The 17,668-nt window shown below is 69.4% G+C and carries 15 protein-coding genes; 11 read left to right on the top strand and 4 right to left on the bottom strand.

Annotation, left to right across the window (positions count from 1 at the left end; genetic code table 11):
* Positions 1-75: 75 nt before the first annotated feature.
* Genes J9315_RS12605 through J9315_RS12575 form a run of 7 tightly spaced genes read left to right on the top strand, consistent with a single transcriptional unit; the run spans position 76 to position 7,307 of the window.
* A complete protein-coding gene (locus tag J9315_RS12605) occupies positions 76-1,791 on the top strand; it encodes a nitrite/sulfite reductase (RefSeq protein ID WP_140955534.1) in 1,716 nt (571 codons plus the stop codon).
* A complete protein-coding gene (locus tag J9315_RS12600) occupies positions 1,788-2,513 on the top strand; it encodes a phosphoadenylyl-sulfate reductase (protein WP_137825464.1) in 726 nt (241 codons plus the stop codon). The genes J9315_RS12605 and J9315_RS12600 overlap by 4 nt, the downstream gene beginning before the upstream one ends.
* Positions 2,510-3,418: a sulfate adenylyltransferase subunit CysD gene (gene cysD / locus J9315_RS12595; protein WP_181365659.1), complete on the top strand. Its 909-nt coding sequence runs from the start codon at positions 2,510-2,512 to the stop codon at positions 3,416-3,418. Before J9315_RS12600 ends, cysD begins: the two co-directional genes overlap by 4 nt.
* Positions 3,418-4,749 carry a GTP-binding protein gene (locus tag J9315_RS12590; RefSeq protein ID WP_211977991.1) on the top strand — a complete coding sequence of 444 codons (1,332 nt, stop codon included), beginning with the start codon at positions 3,418-3,420 and terminating at the stop codon, positions 4,747-4,749. The genes cysD and J9315_RS12590 overlap by 1 nt, the downstream gene beginning before the upstream one ends.
* The gene (gene cobA, locus J9315_RS12585) at positions 4,746-5,555 is read left to right on the top strand and encodes a uroporphyrinogen-III C-methyltransferase (protein WP_211977990.1); all 810 of its coding nucleotides are present in this window, start codon (positions 4,746-4,748) and stop codon (positions 5,553-5,555) included. The genes J9315_RS12590 and cobA overlap by 4 nt, the downstream gene beginning before the upstream one ends.
* Positions 5,552-5,878, top strand: coding sequence for a ferredoxin (gene fdxA / locus J9315_RS12580; RefSeq protein WP_137825468.1), 327 nt, complete (start codon positions 5,552-5,554; stop codon positions 5,876-5,878). The genes cobA and fdxA overlap by 4 nt, the downstream gene beginning before the upstream one ends.
* Positions 5,879-5,906: 28 nt before the next feature.
* Entirely contained in the window at positions 5,907-7,307 is a 1,401-nt protein-coding gene (locus J9315_RS12575) for an FAD-dependent oxidoreductase (protein WP_211977989.1), read from the top strand.
* Positions 7,308-7,386: 79 nt separating this feature from the next.
* Here J9315_RS12575 and J9315_RS17475 read toward each other — a convergent pair whose 3' ends face one another.
* The 3 genes from J9315_RS17475 to J9315_RS12560 form a co-directional block, all read right to left on the bottom strand.
* Complete coding sequence (locus J9315_RS17475) at positions 7,387-9,669, bottom strand: LuxR C-terminal-related transcriptional regulator (protein WP_249120898.1); 2,283 nt, start codon at positions 9,667-9,669, stop codon at positions 7,387-7,389.
* 224 nt (positions 9,670-9,893) lie between these two features.
* The gene (locus tag J9315_RS12565) at positions 9,894-11,156 is read right to left on the bottom strand and encodes a serine hydrolase (RefSeq protein ID WP_198500770.1); all 1,263 of its coding nucleotides are present in this window, start codon (positions 11,154-11,156) and stop codon (positions 9,894-9,896) included.
* 42 nt (positions 11,157-11,198) lie between these two features.
* On the bottom strand, positions 11,199-13,178 hold the full coding sequence (locus tag J9315_RS12560) for a biotin carboxylase (RefSeq protein ID WP_249120897.1): 1,980 nt from the start codon (positions 13,176-13,178) through the stop codon (positions 11,199-11,201).
* Between the two features lie 13 nt (positions 13,179-13,191).
* On the opposite strand from J9315_RS12560, the gene J9315_RS12555 reads away from it, so the two are divergent.
* The 4 genes from J9315_RS12555 to J9315_RS12540 all read left to right on the top strand — a co-directional run bounded on the left by J9315_RS12555 (position 13,192) and on the right by J9315_RS12540 (position 16,519).
* Positions 13,192-14,424, top strand: coding sequence for a hypothetical protein (locus J9315_RS12555; protein WP_198498190.1), 1,233 nt, complete (start codon positions 13,192-13,194; stop codon positions 14,422-14,424).
* 129 nt (positions 14,425-14,553) lie between these two features.
* On the top strand, positions 14,554-15,003 hold the full coding sequence (locus J9315_RS12550; protein ID WP_137826935.1) for a MaoC family dehydratase N-terminal domain-containing protein: 450 nt from the start codon (positions 14,554-14,556) through the stop codon (positions 15,001-15,003).
* The gene (locus tag J9315_RS12545; RefSeq protein ID WP_211977988.1) at positions 15,000-15,443 is read left to right on the top strand and encodes a MaoC/PaaZ C-terminal domain-containing protein; all 444 of its coding nucleotides are present in this window, start codon (positions 15,000-15,002) and stop codon (positions 15,441-15,443) included. Before J9315_RS12550 ends, J9315_RS12545 begins: the two co-directional genes overlap by 4 nt.
* Positions 15,440-16,519, top strand: coding sequence for a UDP-N-acetylmuramate dehydrogenase (locus J9315_RS12540; RefSeq protein WP_211977987.1), 1,080 nt, complete (start codon positions 15,440-15,442; stop codon positions 16,517-16,519). Before J9315_RS12545 ends, J9315_RS12540 begins: the two co-directional genes overlap by 4 nt.
* A gap of 47 nt (positions 16,520-16,566) precedes the next feature.
* Here J9315_RS12540 and J9315_RS12535 read toward each other — a convergent pair whose 3' ends face one another.
* Positions 16,567-17,625 carry an adenosine deaminase gene (locus J9315_RS12535; RefSeq protein WP_211977986.1) on the bottom strand — a complete coding sequence of 353 codons (1,059 nt, stop codon included), beginning with the start codon at positions 17,623-17,625 and terminating at the stop codon, positions 16,567-16,569.
* Positions 17,626-17,668: the final 43 nt, after the last annotated feature.

Here is a 17,668-nt window from a genome sequence, read left to right as displayed (position 1 = left end):
TCCTAATTTGTTGAGCAATTCTGTTAGCCTGTAGCGTGACTGACCAAGCAATCGCACCAGCATGGGGAGTTGGCTATGTCCACAGATGTGGAGCAGCGCGGCGCGAAGCCCGCAGGCAAGGCCGCAGCGCGACCGAAGAAGTCCAACGGACAGTGGAAGATCGACGGTCACGAACCGCTCAACAAGAACGAAGTCGACAAGGCCGAGGACAACGGCCTCAACGTCCGCGCGCGGATCGAGGAGATCTACGCCAAGGGCGGGTTCGCCTCGATCGACCCCGATGACCTGCACGGTCGCTTCCGCTGGTGGGGTCTCTACACCCAGCGCAAACCCGGCATCGACGGCGGTCGCACCGCCACCCTCGAACCCCACGAGCTCGAGGACGAGTACTTCATGCTCCGGGTCCGCATCGACGGCGGCAAGCTCACGACCGAGCAGCTGCGGACGATCGCCGACATCTCGAACGACTTCGCCCGCGGGTCGGCCGACCTCACCGACCGGCAGAACATCCAGCTCCACTGGGTGGCCATCGAGGACGTCCCGGAGATCTGGCGCCGCCTCGAAGCGGTCGGTCTGCAGACGACCGAGGCCTGCGGGGACGTCCCGCGCGTCATCCTCGGCTCGCCGGTGGCCGGCATCGCCGCCGACGAGCTCATCGACCCGACCCCGGCGATCGAGGAGATCTCCCGCCGCTACATCGGGGATCCGAGCCTCGCGAACCTGCCGCGCAAGTACAAGACCGCGATCACCGGTCACCCCAGCCAGGACGTCGTCCACGAGATCAACGACTGCTCGTTCGTCGCCGTCGAACATCCCGAGCACGGCATCGGCTACGACCTCTGGGTCGGCGGTGCCCTGTCGACCGTGCCCCGCTTCGCCGAGCGCCTCGGCGCCTGGGTCGCCCCCGACCAGGTCGTCGAGACCTGGCTGGGCGTCACGGAGATCTTCCGCGACTACGGGTACCGCCGGCTGCGGAACAAGGCGCGCCTGAAGTTCCTCATGGCCGAATGGGGTCCGGAGAAGTTCCGCGAGGTCCTCGAGACCGAGTACCTCGGCTACGCACTCGCCGACGGTCCCGCCCCGGACAAGCCGCTGACGGCCGGTGACCACGTCGGCGTGCACCGGCAGGCCGACGGGAAGTACTACATCGGGGTGAGCCTCATCGCCGGTCGGGCGTCGGGCACCCTGCTCGGTCAGATCGTCGACCTCGCGGAGAAGTACGGCTCGACCCGGCTGCGGACGACCCCGCACCAGAAGATCCTCCTCCTCGACATCGCCGAGGACGACATCGACGACGTCGTCGCCGGTCTTGACGCCCTCGGGCTCTCGAGCCGGAAGGACCTCTTCCGCCGCTCGACGATGGCCTGCACCGGCATCGAGTTCTGCAAGCTCGCGATCGTCGAGACGAAGCAGACCGCCGCCGATGCCGTCGCGCAGCTCGAGGCCCGTCTTGCGGGCATCGACCTGCCCCACCCGATCAGCCTCCACCTCAACGGCTGCCCGAACTCGTGCGCCCGGATCCAGACTGCCGACATCGGCCTCAAGGGTCAGCTCGTCACCACCGAGGACGGCACCCAGCAGCCCGGCTTCCAGGTCCACGTCGGCGGGGGACTGGCCTCGCAGGACCGCGACGAGGCCGGCCTCGGCCGCACCGTGCGCGGCCTCAAGGTCACCGCGGAGAACTTGAGCGACTACGTCGAGAAGCTCGTGCGCCGCTTCCTCGACGGCCGCGGCGAATCCGAGACCTTCTCCGAATGGGCGCACCGCGTCGACGATGAGGAGCTGGTATGAGCACGCGCACCCTCGATGATCTCCGTGCCCTCGCCGAGGCGGGGAACCGGGAGCTCGCCGGTGACCCGGACAACGGGGTGGCCGAAGCCGCCCCCGCCGACGTCATCCGCTGGGTCTCGCGGAACGTCGACACCCGGGCCGCGGCCGTCGCGTGCTCGATGGCCGATGCCGCGCTGCCGCACTTCGTCGCCCAGTACATGCCCGGCGTCGATGTCCTCTTCCTCGACACCGGCTACCACTTCGCCCAGACCTATGAGACCCGCGACGAGGTGGCCCGGACGATGGATGTGCGCATCGTCGACGTCCTCCCCGAGCAGACCGTGGCCGAGCAGGACGCCGAATTCGGGGCCGAGCTCTTCGCCCGCGACCCGGGCCTGTGCTGCGCCCGCCGCAAGGTCGCGCCCCTGAAGAAGTCCCTGTCCGGCTACGAACTCTGGTTCACCGGGGTGCGCCGTGACGAGGCGCCGACGCGGGCGAACACCCCGCTCATCACGTTCGACGAGAAGAACGGCCTCATCAAGGTCAACCCCGTCGCCGCGTGGTCCTTCGACGACCTCCTCGACTACGCCGGCGCCTTCGGCGTGCCGGTCAATCCACTCATGTCCCAGGGCTACCCGTCGATCGGGTGCGAGCCTTGCACGCGTCCCGTCGCCCCGGGGGAGGACCCCCGGGCCGGACGCTGGGCAGGTTTCTCCAAGACAGAATGCGGGCTGCACGTATGAGCATCGACCACCAGGCACCGACGACCCTCGACGTCCTCGAATCCGAGGCCATCCACATCATCCGTGAGGTCGCCGCGGAGTTCGAGAAGCCGGTCCTCCTCTTCTCCGGCGGCAAGGACTCCGTGACCGTCCTCCACCTCGCCCAGAAGGCGTTCTGGCCGGCGAAGATCCCCTTCGGCCTCCTCCACGTCGACACCGGGCACAACTTCCCGGAGATCCTCGACTACCGCGACCGCACGGCCGAGCGCTTCGGCCTCGAACTCACCGTCGCGAAGGTCCAGGACTACATCGACGACGGACGGCTGCGGGAACGCCCCGACGGCACCCGCAACACCCTGCAGACCCAGCCGCTCATCGACGCGATCGCCGCCGGCGGCTACGACGCGGTGTTCGGCGGGGCCCGCCGGGACGAGGACAAGGCCCGGGCGAAGGAGCGCATCATCTCCCTGCGCGACGCGTTCGGCCAGTGGGACCCGAGCAACCAGCGCCCCGAGCTGTGGAACCTCTACAACGGCCGTCACGTGCCCGGCGAACACGTCCGCGTGTTCCCGATCTCGAACTTCACCGAACTCGACGTGTGGAACTACATCGCCCGCGAGGGCATCGACCTTCCGCCCCTCTACTACGCCGCCGACCGCGAGGTCTTCCACCGTGACGGCATGTGGTGGGCGACGGGAGAGTTCTCCGCCCCGCGCGCGGACGAACCCGTCGTGACCAAGTCCGTGCGCTACCGCACGGTCGGGGACATGAGCTGCACGGGCGCCGTCGAATCCGACGCCGCCGACATCGCCGCTGTCGTCGCCGAGGTGGCCGTGACCACCGTGACCGAACGCGGCGCCACACGCGCCGACGACAGGATCTCTGCCGCCGCCATGGAGGACCGGAAGAAGGACGGATACTTCTGATGACGACCATCGCCCCCACCACCACGAAGACCCTGCTGCGCTTCGCGACCGCCGGGTCCGTCGACGACGGGAAGTCGACGCTCGTCGGCCGCCTCCTCCACGACGCGAAGGCGATCCTCGCCGACCAGCTCGCGCAGGTCACGGCCACGAGCGCCGAACGCGGCTTCGTCGGCGGCGAATTCGACTTCGCCCTGCTGACCGACGGGCTGCGCGCCGAACGCGAACAGGGCATCACGATCGACGTCGCCTACCGGTACTTCGCGACCGACCGCCGCTCGTTCATCCTCGCCGACTGCCCGGGACACGTCCAGTACACCCGCAACATGGTCACGGGCGCGACGACCGCTGATGCCGTCGTCGTCCTCATCGACGCCCGCAACGGCGCGACCGAGCAGACCCGGCGCCACCTCACCGTCGTCCACCGGCTCGGCATCCGCCACGTCATCGTCGCGATCAACAAGATCGACCTCCTCGGCTACGATGCGGACGCCTTCGCCGAGGTGGCCCGTGAGGTCGAGGAGATCACCGACCAGATCGGCCTCGACACCGCGCACCTCATCCCGGTCTCTGCGCTCGCCGGGGACAACGTCGCGACCACCTCGGCGAACACCCCCTGGTACTCCGGTCCCTCCCTGCTCGAGCTGCTCGAGACCCTGCCGAGCATCGAGGAGGACACCGCCGACCTCGAGCCCTTCCGGCTCGACGTCCAGTCGGTGCTGCGCCCCCAGGGCGGACTGGCCCCGGGACTCGACGCCGAAGCCTACCGCGACTACCGGGCCGTGACCGGGCAGATCACCTCGGGGCGGATCAGCGTCGGCGATGAGATCGACGTCCACCCCGCCGGGATGCGCACCCGCGTCGTCGGCATCGACACCGCCGACGGTTCCCGCGAGACCGCCGGGGCACCCCTGTCGGTGGCGCTGCGACTCGCCGACGACATCGACACCGCCCGCGGCAGCGTGCTCGCCGCCGCCGGGTCCCTGCCGCCGGCGCGCACGACCCTGCGCGCCGAGGTCTTCCCCTTCACCGCGGCGGGCCTGCGCACCGGTGACCGCGTGCTCGTCAAAGCGGGCACGTCGACGGTCAAGGGGATCGTGACGATCGACTCCCGACGCAACCTCACGACGAACGACTCCGAACCCGCCGAGGTGCTCGCCGGCAACGACATCGGCACAGCCACGGTGCGCCTGAGCACCGCGCTGCCGCTGCCGGACTTCCGCGAGCAGGGCCGGGCCGGGGGCTTCCTCGTCATCGACCCGCAGACCGGGGCGACCGTCGCCGCCGGCATCCACACCCCCGCGGAGCAGACCCCGACGGAGGCAGGAGCATGAGGACGACCGACTTCGCTCCCGGCAGCGTCCTCCTCATCGGCGCCGGACCGGGCACGCTCGACCTCCTCACCGTCCGCGGGCTGCGCGCCCTCGAGGCCGCCGACGTCATCGTCGCCGACCGCCTCGGCGCGCGCACCGTCATCGACGAGCTCACCGCGGAGAGGGGAGCACCCCTGGAGGCCGAGATCATCGACGTCGGCAAGAACCCGGGACACCACCCGGTGCCGCAGGAGCGGATCAACGAGATCCTCGTCGAGCAGGCCCGCGCCGGGCGTCGCGTCGTCCGTCTCAAGGGCGGCGACCCGTTCGTCTTCGGCCGCGGCGGCGAAGAGCTCGCCCACCTGCACGCGGCGGGCATCGACGCCCGTGTCGTGCCCGGGGTGACGAGCGCGAACTCCGTGCCCGCCGTCGCCGGCATCCCGCTCACCCACCGCCACCTCGCGACCGCGTACACGGTCATCACCGGCCACGATCAGCTCACCGGCCTCGGCGGGGGACGCGACCACACCGTCGTCGTCCTCATGGGCATCGGCACCCTCGCGCACTCGGCGATGGTGCTCGCCGGCGGGGAGCGCGGCGGCGACTGCCCGGTCGCCATCATCGAAGACGGCTACGGTGCCGGGCAGCGCGTCACCGTCGGCACCCTGGAGACCATCGCCTTCCAAGCCGCCCGGCGCGGAGTCCGCAACCCCGCGGTCGTCGTCGTCGGCGACGTCGTGCGCCTGAGCCCGTACGCCGCCGGGGCCTTCACCGAGGTCAACCCGGCCGACTTCCTCTCCGCCCTGACCATGACAAGGACCCCATGACGTACATCATCGCGCAGCCCTGCGTCGACGTGAAGGACAAGGCCTGCATCGAGGAGTGCCCCGTCGACTGCATCTACGAGGGCGAACGCAGCCTCTACATCCAACCCGACGAATGCGTCGACTGCGGCGCCTGCGAACCCGTGTGCCCCGTCGAGGCGATCTACTACGAAGACGACGTCCCCGAGGAATGGGAGTCCTACTACACGGCGAACGTCGAATTCTTCGCCGACATCGGCTCACCCGGAGGTGCGGCCGGCTTCGGACCGAGCAGCTTCGACCATCCCCTCATCGCGGCGCTCCCGCCGCAGGACACCGACGACTGAAACGACAACGAAAGACCTGAGGTGAACCATGACTCGTCCGTTCCGTGTGGCCATTGTGGGTGCCGGTCCTGCCGGAATCTATGCGGCTGATCTGCTGACGAAGGCTGAGCGTGATTTCGACGTCAGCATTGATCTCTTCGAGCGTCTGCCGACGCCGTTCGGTCTGGTCCGCTATGGGGTGGCGCCGGATCATCCGCGGATCAAGGGCATCATCAATGCCCTGATCAAGGTGCTGGATCGGGGCGACATCCGGTTGTTCTCCAACGTCGACTACGGCACCGACATCACTCTCGATGAGCTCACGGATCGCTACGATGCGGTGATCTTCTCCACCGGCTGCATCACGGATGCGGCGTTGACGATCCCCGGTGTGGATCTTGAGGGGTCGTTCGGTGCGGCGGATTTCGTCAACTGGTATGACTCGCATCCGGATGTGGCCCAGGACTGGCCGCTCGACGCGGAACGGGTCGCGGTGATCGGCAATGGCAACGTCGCACTCGATGTCGCGCGCGTGCTCGCCAAGCAGGCCGATGACATGCATGTCACGGAGATCCCCGATCATGTGTACGAGGGTCTGAAGTCCTCGAAGGTCACCGACGTCCATGTCTTCGGGCGCAGGGGCCCGGCGCAGGCGAAGTTCACGCCGCTCGAGCTGCGTGAGCTCGGGCATGTGCCGGATGTCGACATCATCGTCTATCCGGAGGACTTCGAGTTCGATGACGGCTCGCTGGAGGCGATCGAATCGTCCAACCAGGTCAAGCAGGTCGCGAAGACTCTGACGGACTTCACGCTGCGTGAACCGGCGGGAGCTGCTCGCCGTCTGCATCTGCACTTCCTCCATGCCCCGGTCGAGATCCTCGGCGAGGGTCGGGTGACTGGTCTGCGGACGGAGCGACAGGAACTCGATGGGACGGGCAATGTTCGCGGCACCGGGGTGGTGACGGACTGGGAGTTCGATGCCGTCTACCGTGCTGTCGGATATGCGGGTACGGCGTTGCCGCAGCTGCCGTTCGACCCGCGCAAGGGCGTCATCCCCAACCATGAGGGGCGCGTCGTCGACACCTTGGATCAGGCGGAGGCGGCGGGCGCTGATGTGGTGCCCGGCGTGTACGCGACGGGGTGGATCAAGCGCGGCCCGGTGGGTCTGATCGGGCACACGAAGGGTGACGCCCTGGAGACGATCGGCCAAATCCTCGGGGACCGGAATGCCGGAGTGTTGGCGGAGCCGGTGTTCCCCGAGGAGTCGGCGATCGTCGATCTCCTCGAATCCAAGGGTGTGGATTTCGTCGATTGGCAGGGGTACCACCGGGTCGAGGCTGCCGAGAAGGCGGCTGGGGAGGCTGAGGGTCGTGAGCGGGTGAAGATCGCCACCCGTGAGGGCATGCTCGCCGCAGCCCGCGATGAGGCCCGCGCCCAGTCCGTGAGCTGAACACACCCCGGATACCCGAGAACGCGCCAGGGCCGGTCGGAGTCACGACCCCGACCGGCCCAGGCGCGTTCTCCCGCCGTCAGCTGAAGTAGCCGTTGCGGTAGCCGTATTCGACGGCGTCGCGACGGTTGCGCACCCCGAGCTTCCGGTAGATCGCGGAGAGACGGTTCTTCACCGTGCCCTCGGCCAGGGAGAGGTCGGCGGCGATCCGTGCGAGCGGGGTCGCCTTCTCGAGCCGGAAGAGCAGATCGAGCTCCTGCGAATCGAGCAGACGATTCTCGACCTGCGCCTCGAAGAAGGTCTGCGGCAGCGCGAGCAGACGCGCACGCAGCTCCTCGCCGGTGACCGGGACGAGTTCGAACGTCGCGGCGATGAGATCCCACTGCCGGGAGGACGCGGTGGCCCGGACGAACGCCTCCCTGATGTCCGAGGGCAGCAGGGCCAGGGGCAGCACGGAGCCCGCGACGATGCAGTAGTCGAGGGCGTTGTCGACATCGGCCAGCGCCGCCGTCTCCCGGCCCCGGCGGTGCATCGACGCCGCCCGCAGCGCGAGCGCCGACCCCTTCTTCTTCGGGTCGGTGCCCGTGATGAGCACATGCGAGGTCGAGGAGTCGACGACGTCGTACTGCCCGAGCGCGAAGCCGACCCGAGCCCGGGAGAGCCCGTGCTTGCGGTCGACGAGGGGCGCCTGCGCCGCGAGCGCCTGCGCCTCCCGCAGGGCCCCGGTGGCGACGGTGAGGATCGTCATGAGGGAGTACGCGGACCCGACGATCTGCAGATCGGTGTTCGTCACCTGGTTCTCCGGCGCGAGCGAATGCTCCTTGAGATAGAGGCCCGCCGTTCCGGAGTAGACGTTGTGGAGGACCTCCCCGTAGCGGTACACCCGCGACCCCAGCTGGTCCGGGGCCAGGCGCTTGGAGATCGCGATCGCCGCAGCGGAGGCCTCGAGGTCGAGCTGGTCGAGAGCCCGGTGCAGGCGCGGGGTGTTGGCGATGAAGTCCGTCTGCAGCGTGTGGAAGTCGAACCGCGACCGCAGCTCGTCATACCGGCGCAGACAGCCCTCGCTCTTCGGGCCGAACCCGGCGGCGACATGGCCGAGCGCCGCGATCGCGAGCCCCGGCACGAGCGGGTACGGGTCGAACGGGAGGATCGTCTCGGAGATCGTCACCGCCCGGTCGACGAGGTCCTGGCCGCGCCGGACATCACCGGACCGCGCGAGATCGAGCCCGCGCTCCATGAGCAGACGGGCATCGTAGAGACGCGACAGGGGTGCGGCCTGGGACTGTCGGGCGAAGAGGTACTGGTTGCCCTCCTCGGCCGCCCGCACCCCGCCGTCGAGGTCGCCGTGCTGCCGGCGGTCGCGCATCGAGCGCAACGTCATCACGGCCACCTCGTTGGCGGTGAAGTCGCCGTTGTCGAGGCGCACCCGCTCCTGCTCGAGGGTCGGCACATCGAGGCGGTCGAAGGTGACGAGCGCAAGGACCTCGCGCGGATCCGTCGACCCGGTGCGCGTGGAGATGTTCGCGATCTCCCGGGCAGCGCTCTGGGCCTCGGCGAGGACGAGGGAGCCGCGCGCCGCCGAGGCAGGGGCGGAGAGGATCGCGCGGACGGCGGTGAGGAACTCGGGGTAGAAGACGTTGAAGCCGCGCTCGGCCCACACCTCGGCGAGCAGGGACCACGCCTCGAGGTCGGCGATGAGACCGAAGATCGCCTCGAGACGGAACGTGCCGATGTCGAGCAGCGAGCGGAACGACTCCTCGAGCTCGCAGCTGAGCGCCCGCCGGGCCGTCAGCCCGCTCGGGGCCGGCGTCTGGTCGAAGCGGCGGGCCACGGAGCGGACGAGGCCGGGCATCGCGTAGGTGCCCGGACGGTCCGTGTCGATGCGCAGCAGACCGGCGAAGACGAGCTGGGAGGTCATCTCGTCGATGCTCGGCAGACCGGTGGCATCGACCGCTTCGAGCCGGGGGATCGCCTGTCGGGCCAGCGCCACGGTCGGCTGGTCGATGACGCTGACATGGGCGAGCACCTGGAGGAGGCGCACGGCGGGAGGGACCTCGCCGAGGTGGCCGGTGAGCTCCGAATCCTCGCCGAGGGGGACGAGGAGGGTGCTGAACCGATCGGATTCGAGGGCGTCGAGGTCGACCTGGGCGCGGTCGGCGCCGACGATGACGTCGCGGGCGATGCGGATCCGACCGGCGGTGAGGTCGAAGAGGGAGGTGACCGTCGCCACGGCGAGGTCGGTGTCGGGGAATTCAGTGGCCACCCGGCACGCGAACCGCTTCTCCTCGATGATGCGGGGGCCGAGGAAGAGGTCGAAAGCGCCGGGCTCGGGGGAGGGGGTGGATGTCGAATGGGGATTCACATGGGTGCCTTCAGTTGTCTCTGCGCCGCGGCCCGGCATCCGATGCGGTGGATGTCGGGCCGCGGTGGCAGCGAACGCGCGCTGCAGCTCCTTTGGGAAGGAACGTGCCCAAAGATTACAGTCCCGGCCAGTGGAAATCAGGCCCGGTTACGGCCCCGTGACTTTCAGTGACCCGTGAATGACTTCGTTGTGCGCGCGTCGGTGGGAGGGGAGAGCGCAGGGTGTCAGTTGACGGCTTTGGCGAGGGCGTCGAAGGCGCGGATCGTGGGGAAGAGCTTCTTCGCGTCCTGCGGCAGGCCCCAGCTCGAGAGCTTGACGCCGACGAACGAGGCCCCCGGGTTGATGTAGACCATCTGCCCGTGGATGCCGAGGGCGAGGAACGCATGCGAGTCGGGGAAGGGGAACCAGAACTGGTTCCGATACATCCCGCCCGGCATGCGGTTGTCTCCGGGACTGTCGGCGAACGCCTGCCGGGTGTCCTCGCTGCCGGTCAGGGTGTCGCCGATCCATGAGGTCGGCACCACCTGTTCGCCGGTCAGCGACAGCCCCCGATTCGAGTAGAGGTACCCGAAGCGGGCGAGGTCGCGCAGGGTCGCGTTGATCCCGCCGTCGAACATCCCCACCCCGAACTGATCGGTGGCGATGAGGGCGTCGCGTTCGGCGCCGATGCGCGACCACAGGACACGGGACATGAGCGTCTGCATGCTCTGCCCGGCGACCTTCTCGCACACCCAGCCGAGGACGTCGGTCTCACACGAGCGGTACTCGAACGGGCCGCCGTGCTCGGACTTCGCCTCGAGCGTGCGCAGGTAGGCGTACATGCCCTTGGCATCGCCGGGGTCGGTCTCCGACCAGCCGATGGACCGCTCGATCTGGCGCACCTCGGAGTCGGGGTCGAGATAGTCCTCGGAGAACCTGATGCCCGAGCGCATGTCGAGGATGTCGCGCACCGTCGCCCCCGCATAGCCGGAGTCGGCGAGCTCGGGCACGTAGTCCGTGACGAGCCTGCCGGTGTCGATCTCCCCTGCCCCGACGAGGACGCCGGCGACGGTGCCGACGAGCGACTTGCTCACCGACATGAGGAGGTGCTCGGTCTCCGGCTGCATGCCGCCGAAGTACTCCTCGGTCAGCACGGTGCCGTGGTGGACGACCATCCAGCCGTCGGTGTCGGAGTCGTCGATGACGCTGCGGACGGTGCGGGCCTCGGAGAACTCCGTCTCGGGGATCTCGACCTCGCCGAGGTCCTGGAGGTCGGCGGCGAACTCGGCGACCGGGCCGTCCCCGCGGGAGATCGGCGTCGTCGGCAGCACCTCGTCGACGTGCTGGAAGGACCAGTGGACCTTGTCGGCGTCCTGCCAGTTGTCGCGGTCGACCTCGACCGCCTCGGCGGGCAGAGCTGCCTCAGCAGGTGCCACCGCCTCGGCGGATGCGGGGTCGACGAACTCCGCGGGGTCGGTCAGGGTCGGATCCGATGATGTCTCGGACACACTTCACCTCTTCGATCTGTGCTGGGGGTCGGACTGAGACTATCAGTCGCCCTTGGCCCCGGGTCCGCCGATCGTCGGCGCAGGATCCTCTGCGGCGACGGGGACACCGGCGTACATCGCACGGATCGAATCGATGAAGTGCTTGGCGCGGATGCTCAGCGACTTCTTGCCGCTGGCATCGACCTGCAGCGGGTTCTTCGTCACGAGCACGCCGAGGTCGGCGCCCTTCCAGCGGTATTCGCCGGCCCCGTAGATGCGGAGGAAGAAGACCTCGCTGCCGTTCTGGAGGGGGTGCCAGTCGAGGGCGGCACGCTTGTAGGTGAGCGTGCCGTACTGGTCGAGGTAGTACTGGCCGGTCAGCGGCGAGTGGGTGATGTACTCGGTGATCGGCGCGGTCTCCTTGATGACCATCTGGCTCCACTCGTCCGCACCGGAGAGCTCCTCCCACCGCTCGTTGATCTCATCGACGTCGAGGTCGAATTCGACGTCGAGGTACTCGAGGAGGTGGAAGAGGAACAGCGGCACGTCGGCGTACGCTCCCGCGGTGACGTTCGTGATCGCCGAGGCGCCGGAGATCCGGGGATTGAGCTCGCCGAGGTAGACGTCGTTGGTGTCGAGATCGACGAGGACGTCGACCTCGAAGAACCCGCGGTAGCCGCGCTTGCGCAGTCCCTCGCCCATCCGGCGGACGAGTTCGCGGGCCCGCCCGCGCTGGTCGGCGGTGAGGACGTCGGGGGTCATCTCGTTGCCGCACCAGCCGCCCTTGTACGGGGTGAGCTCGGGGAAGCCGGCGAGTTCGGTGAGGAACGGGCCGACGACGACGCCGCTGCTCGTGATCACGGCCTCAACGGCGACCGGGGTGTTGTTGATGCGCTTCATCACCTTGAGCTGTTCGCCGATGATGTCGTCCTTGTGCTTGTCCCATTCCTCCTCGGAGGCGATGAAGAACGTCGTCTTGCCCGAATCCCCGTAGGGGGTCTGGACGACGAGGTCGGTGCCGAGTCCCTCGGCGACCGAGGCCTTCGTCAGCTCCTCATAGGTGTCGGCCGTGGTGAGGACGTTCGGCACCGAGTAGGCGCCCGCCTCGTTGCCGAGCTTCGTCGTCTCGATCTTCGAGTCGAGCTGATTGCGCAGCTTCGCCGAGGGGAGGATGAGGTCGTAGCCGAGCTCGCGGCAGATCCGCTCGGTCTCCTCGTCGAAGAAGACCATGGCGACCTTGGGGCGCTCGCCGTGGGGGACGTTGCGCGTCATGTGGGCGCGGACCTCGGCGTTGAGCAGCAGCCAGTTGTTGATGGCCTCGCCGGATTCGAACTCGACGAACGGCTTGTAGCGGGGCGAGAACACGCGGGGGTGGGCGCCGTCCCAGCCGTCGTAGTACGTGATGTAGGAGAAGTTGCGGACCCAGCGGTCGAGGCCGAGCAGGTTGAACGGAGTGGCGCCGATGAAGTAGATCGGCGTCTGGTTCGTGCGGAAGAAGTGACGGACCTCGGAGATGTTGCGCAGCGGGCGACGCAACTGGACGTTGTCGGCTTCCTTGCCCGCATAGGCGGCGTCGGTGCCGACATGGACCTCGGCGTCGGCGGGATCACCGGCGGAGGGATCGGCGGGCACAGCCGGGGCAGGAGCGGCGGGAGCCGCCGGGGCCGCCGGGGCGGCCGGAGTGCCTGGGGCTGCCGGCGGGGCGACAGGAGCCGCGGCCGGTGCTGCGGTGGTCGCGGCAGGGGCGGCCATTGCAGCTGCGGGGGCAGCGGCTGCGGGAGCCGGGGGGACAGGTGCCGCGGCGGGGGCCGCCGCTGGCGCACCGGGGGCGGCGGCGCCGACGGGAGCTGCGCCGACGGGAGCAGCACCCGCGAGCGCCGGTTCCGGAGGCGCCGGAGGAAGTTCGAGTTCCTCGGGGGCCGGGGGCAGAGCGGGCTCAGCCGCCGCCGGGGCGCTCACCGCAGCCGCGGGCGGAACAGCGGCGTTCGCGGCCGCCGTCGCCGCTGCGACGGTCTGCTCGTCGGCGGAGCGGGGGCCGGGCACGGCGACACCGTCCTTGACGGCGCGCTTCTTCTCCGCACTCGGGGTCGCGGTCGTCGCTGCTGCCTTCGCCGTCGAGGCCTTTGCGCTCGAGCCGGCGGTCTTCGCAGCAGCGGGCTTCTTTCCCGCAGCGGCTGCGGACTTCGACGCGGTGGACTTGGACGCGGCGGGCGCCGACGCAGCGGACTTCGATGCTGGTGACGTCGACGCGGTGGGCTTCGACGCGGTGGAATTGGACGCGGCGGGCGCCGACGCAGCAGGCTTCGACGCGGTGGAGGTCGCAGCGGTCTTCGCGGAGGACGAGGACTTCGCGGCGCCCGCAGGCGACTTCGCTGCTGACGTCTTCGTGGAAGCAGTGGAAGTCTTCGTCGTCGAGGGTGTCGACGTCGACGCGGCCGAGGGGGATGACCCGGTCGCTGTCGTCGCTGCCGCGGATCCGGACTTCGGTGCGGCCGACTTGGCGGGAGCCGCCTGTGCCGAGCCCTTTTCCGCGACCGTGCGGGCCGCCGATTTCGCGGCCGTCGTCTTCGCCGCCGCACCCGCCGACATCGACGACGTCGTGGGTGCGGACGCTGCCGAGTTCGCTCCGGTCGTCGCAGCCGCAGGCTTCTTCTCCGCTGACGTCGAGGCCGACGCCTTGGTGGCAGCCGCGGGCTTCTTCGTCCCCGACGTCGAGGTCGACGCCGTGGTCGCCGACGTCGACGCGGATGTCTTGGTCGCCGAGGACTTCGCCGCCGACTTCGACGCCGCCGACTTCGACGCCGTTGCCTTCGCCGCGGGCTTCTTCGCTGCCGACGCCTTCGAGGTCGACGCCTTCGTCGCCGAGGACTTCGAGGTCGAGGACTTCGCTGCCGACTTCGAGTCAGACGCCTTCGCGGTCGACGTCGAGTTCGTCGACTTCGACGACGTCGACTTCGATGCTGTCTTCGAGGCAGCCGGCTTCGTCTTCGCCGCAGAGCCCGCAGTGCTCGTCGAGGTGGACGACCCCGCGCTCTTCGTCGCAGCGGTCCTGCGCGTCGAACCCGCCCCGCCTCCGCTCGCCTTGTCGTTCTTCGTGGTGGGGGTGGTGCTGCTCGAGGGGTGGTTCGTCATGGCAGTGCTCCTTACGGGAAACCGTCGGGCGCCATGGCGACGACCGAGGTCTCGTCGGCTCCGCTGTCGGCCCGGGAGACGTGCCTACAGCAAATGTGATGGGGACAACCTATCTCAGTTTTCAGCGTCTGTGGCTGATGGTTCAGCAAATGTGTGAATGGGAGGCGAAATCGTGACCACCGGGCGGTGCCCGGCAGTGGAAGCATCGGCGCTCGCCGATTCCCGCTGCCCGCATTCCGGAAGCTAGGCTTGAGCCGACCGATGCCTCTTTCGAAAGTGAGCTGATATGCCGGTGAACGCGGAGAAGCAGGGGGCGACCTACTCCCTGCCGCGCCCCTACGATGTCTCCCGGGAGGAGATCGCGGAGTTCGCTCGCGCGACGAACGCGGGGGCCGACTACCATTTCGACGCCGAGGCGGCTCAGGCCCTCGGATACCGCGACGTCATCGCCCCGACGACGTTCGCCGTGATCATCGCGCAGAAGTCCGAGGCGGCCTACATCACCGACCCGGACTCCGGCATCGACTTCTCGAAGGTCGTCCACGGCTCCGAGCAGTTCAGCTTCAACCGGCCCATCGTCGCCGGTGACAGCCTCAAGGCGACGACCCATGTCGACGGCGTCCGCGCCGCCGGCAGCAACGCGATGATCACCACCCGCACGGAGATCATCGACATCGCCGACCAGCCCGTGGTCACGGTGACCTCGACCATCGTCGTGAGAGGAGACGGAGAATGAGCCTCATCGATCTGTCCGAGCTGACGATCGGCGACGTCGTCGTCGAGACGGAGATCCCGCTGTCCCGGGCCTCGCTCATCGACTATGCCGCGGCCTCCGGCGACCACAACCCGATCCACTGGTCCGAGCGCTTCGCCGAGGAGGTCGGCCTCGAGGGCGTCATCGCCCACGGCATGCTCTCGATGGCCGTCGTCATCGCCCCGATCGTCGAGTGGCTCGGCGATCCCGGTGCCGTCGTCGACTACCGCACCCGCTTCTCCGCCCCGGTCCTCGTGCCCGACGCCGAGTCGGGACCGCCTTCGACCCCGACGACCTCGCTGCACCTCACGGCCACCGTCGGCGCCGTCGACGCGGCCGTGGGCACCCTGCGCATCGATGCCGCCGTCACCGCCGGTGATGCCGACGTGCTCAGCCGCACGCAGATCCGAGTCGGACGGTGAACCTCTCCGAGTTCACGACGTTCCACCTCGGCGGGCCCGCCCCGGATCTCACCGTCGCCCGGTCCCGGGACGACCTCATCGCCTTCGCCGAGGCGAACGGACTCGCACCCGGCGACCGGTCGATGCCGGACATCCTCCTCATCGGGGGCGGGTCGAACCTGCTCGTCTCCGATGCCGGATTCGCCGGGCCCGTCGGCGTCGTCGCGACGACCGGTGTGACGTTCACGGAGATCTCGGACACGGAGATGCAGGTGACCGCCGAGGCGGGGGAGAGCTGGGATGACTTCGTCGCCGCCACGCTCTCCTCCGGTCTCTCCGGACTCGAGGCCCTCTCCGGGATCCCCGGCTCCGTCGGCGCCACTCCGATCCAGAACGTCGGGGCCTACGGCACCGAGGTGGCCGAACTCATCACCTCCGTCGAGGTCTACGACCGGCTCTCCGGGCAGGTGCGGCGACTGACCGCCGCGGAACTCGAGTTCGGCTACCGCACCTCGGCGCTCAAACGCGCGGCACGAGCGGCGGGCACGCCCGCGCACATCGTCCTCTCGGTGACGTTCGCCCTGCCCCGCGGCACGGATTCCCTGCCGGTGCGCTACGCGCAGCTCGCCGGCGCCCTCGACGTCGCGATCGGAACCCGCGTGCCGGCCCTGCGGGTGCGCGAGGCCGTGCTCGACCTGCGCCGGTCGAAGGGAATGGTCCTCGACGAGGACGACCACGACACCTGGTCGGCGGGATCGTTCTTCACCAATCCGATCGTGGAGAGCCCCGAGGCACTGGCGGCGCTGCCGGCCGAGGCGCCGCGGTTCCCCGTCACCGATCCGCTCAGCGGGGCGACGATCCCCGGGCTGACGAAGACCTCGGCGGCGTGGCTCATCGAACGCGCGGGTTTCGGGAAGGGCTACGGCTTCAACGACCGGGCGAGCCTGTCGACGAAGCACACCCTGGCCCTGACGAACCGGGGAGGGGCGACGACGTCCGATGTCGTCGACCTCGCGCGCACGATCGTCGCCGGCGTCAATGAGCGGTTCGGGATCGTCCTCGAACCCGAACCGACCTTCATCGGCACCGAACTCTGACACGACGCCGCGCTTGACGCCGCGCCGGGCCCGCTGCGGCCCGCGCGCTAGTCGCTGCGGTCGGACTCGGCTTCTCCCCGCTCGGCATCGCCCCGCCCGGCCGCCCATGCATCGATGTCGGCTTCGGCCCGGGCGACCACCTCGGCGGGGGCCGCGGAGATCGCGAACGAGGACTTCGCCAGACCCGCGAGCTCGCCGTCGGTGAGACCGAGCTCAGCGGCGAACCGGTACTGGTCGGCCAGTCGGGTGTGGAAGATCAGGGGGTCGTCGGCGCCGAGGGCGATGTCCGCGCCGGCGTCGAGGAGCCGGCGCAGCGGGACGTGCTCGATGTCGGGATAGACGCCGAGGGCGACGTTCGATCCCGGGCAGACCTCGAGGCCGATGCCGGCCGCGACGATCTCGTCGAGCAGGCGCGGGTCCTCACCGGCGCGGATGCCGTGGCCCAGCCGGTTCGGCGCCAGCTCGGTGACGACGGCGCGGATGTGATCGGGCCCGAGCAGCTCCCCGCCGTGCGGGACGGAGAGCAGTCCGGCCCGCCGCGCGATGTCGAAGGCCCGGCCGAAGTCCGCCGTGGTGCCGCGGCGCTCATCGTTCGACAGGCCGAAGCCGACGACCTTGCCGGGGCCGGTGCCGGCATGGTGGGCCGCGAGCCGCGCGAGCATCCGCGCGTCGAGGGGGTGGCGGGTGCGCGAGGCCGCGACGACGATCGCCATCCCGAAGTCCTCATCGCTGGCCGCTGCCGCCTCGTCGAGGATGATCTCAAGCGCCGGGGTGATGCCGCCGACGTACGGGGCATACGAGGTCGGGTCGACCTGGAGTTCGAGCCACCGGGACCCCTCGGCACGGTCGGCGGCGGCCGCCTCGCGGACGAGCCGCCGCATGACCTCCTCCCCGCGGACGACGCCGCGGGCCATGTCGTAGAGGCGCTGGAAGCGGAACCAGCCGCGCTCATCGGGGCTCAGCCCGGTCACCCTGTCGCCGAGCAGCTGCTCGGACATCGGCATCCCCGCCTCGGCGGCGAGGTCTTCGAGGGTGTCGGCCGACATCGAACCGGTGAAGTGGAGATGGAGGTGTGCCTTCGGCAGGGACACGAGCGGGTCCGTCATCTTCTCAAGGATAGCCGTGTTCGCCTGACGGACACCTGGGTGC

It is taken from the genome of Brevibacterium sp. W7.2 (assembly GCF_018137945.1).
GTDB classification, from domain to species: domain Bacteria; phylum Actinomycetota; class Actinomycetes; order Actinomycetales; family Brevibacteriaceae; genus Brevibacterium; species Brevibacterium sanguinis.
The sequence above is the reverse complement of the archived record's forward strand: the minus strand, read 5'-3'. Positions and strand labels throughout refer to the sequence as shown.

Excerpts from the sequence above, each read along its gene's own strand:
- fdxA (WP_137825468.1), top strand. The coding sequence starts at position 5,552 with ATGACGTACATCATCGCGCAGCCCTGCGTCGACGTGAAGGACAAGGCC.
- J9315_RS12535 (WP_211977986.1), bottom strand. The coding sequence starts at position 17,625 with ATGACGGACCCGCTCGTGTCCCTGCCGAAGGCACACCTCCATCTCCAC.
- J9315_RS12600 (WP_137825464.1), top strand. The coding sequence starts at position 1,788 with ATGAGCACGCGCACCCTCGATGATCTCCGTGCCCTCGCCGAGGCGGGG.
- cysD (WP_181365659.1), top strand. The coding sequence starts at position 2,510 with ATGAGCATCGACCACCAGGCACCGACGACCCTCGACGTCCTCGAATCC.
- cobA (WP_211977990.1), top strand. The coding sequence starts at position 4,746 with ATGAGGACGACCGACTTCGCTCCCGGCAGCGTCCTCCTCATCGGCGCC.
- J9315_RS12550 (WP_137826935.1), top strand. The coding sequence starts at position 14,554 with ATGCCGGTGAACGCGGAGAAGCAGGGGGCGACCTACTCCCTGCCGCGC.
- J9315_RS12575 (WP_211977989.1), top strand. The coding sequence starts at position 5,907 with ATGACTCGTCCGTTCCGTGTGGCCATTGTGGGTGCCGGTCCTGCCGGA.
- J9315_RS12605 (WP_140955534.1), top strand. The coding sequence starts at position 76 with ATGTCCACAGATGTGGAGCAGCGCGGCGCGAAGCCCGCAGGCAAGGCC.
- J9315_RS12545 (WP_211977988.1), top strand. The coding sequence starts at position 15,000 with ATGAGCCTCATCGATCTGTCCGAGCTGACGATCGGCGACGTCGTCGTC.
- J9315_RS12590 (WP_211977991.1), top strand. The coding sequence starts at position 3,418 with ATGACGACCATCGCCCCCACCACCACGAAGACCCTGCTGCGCTTCGCG.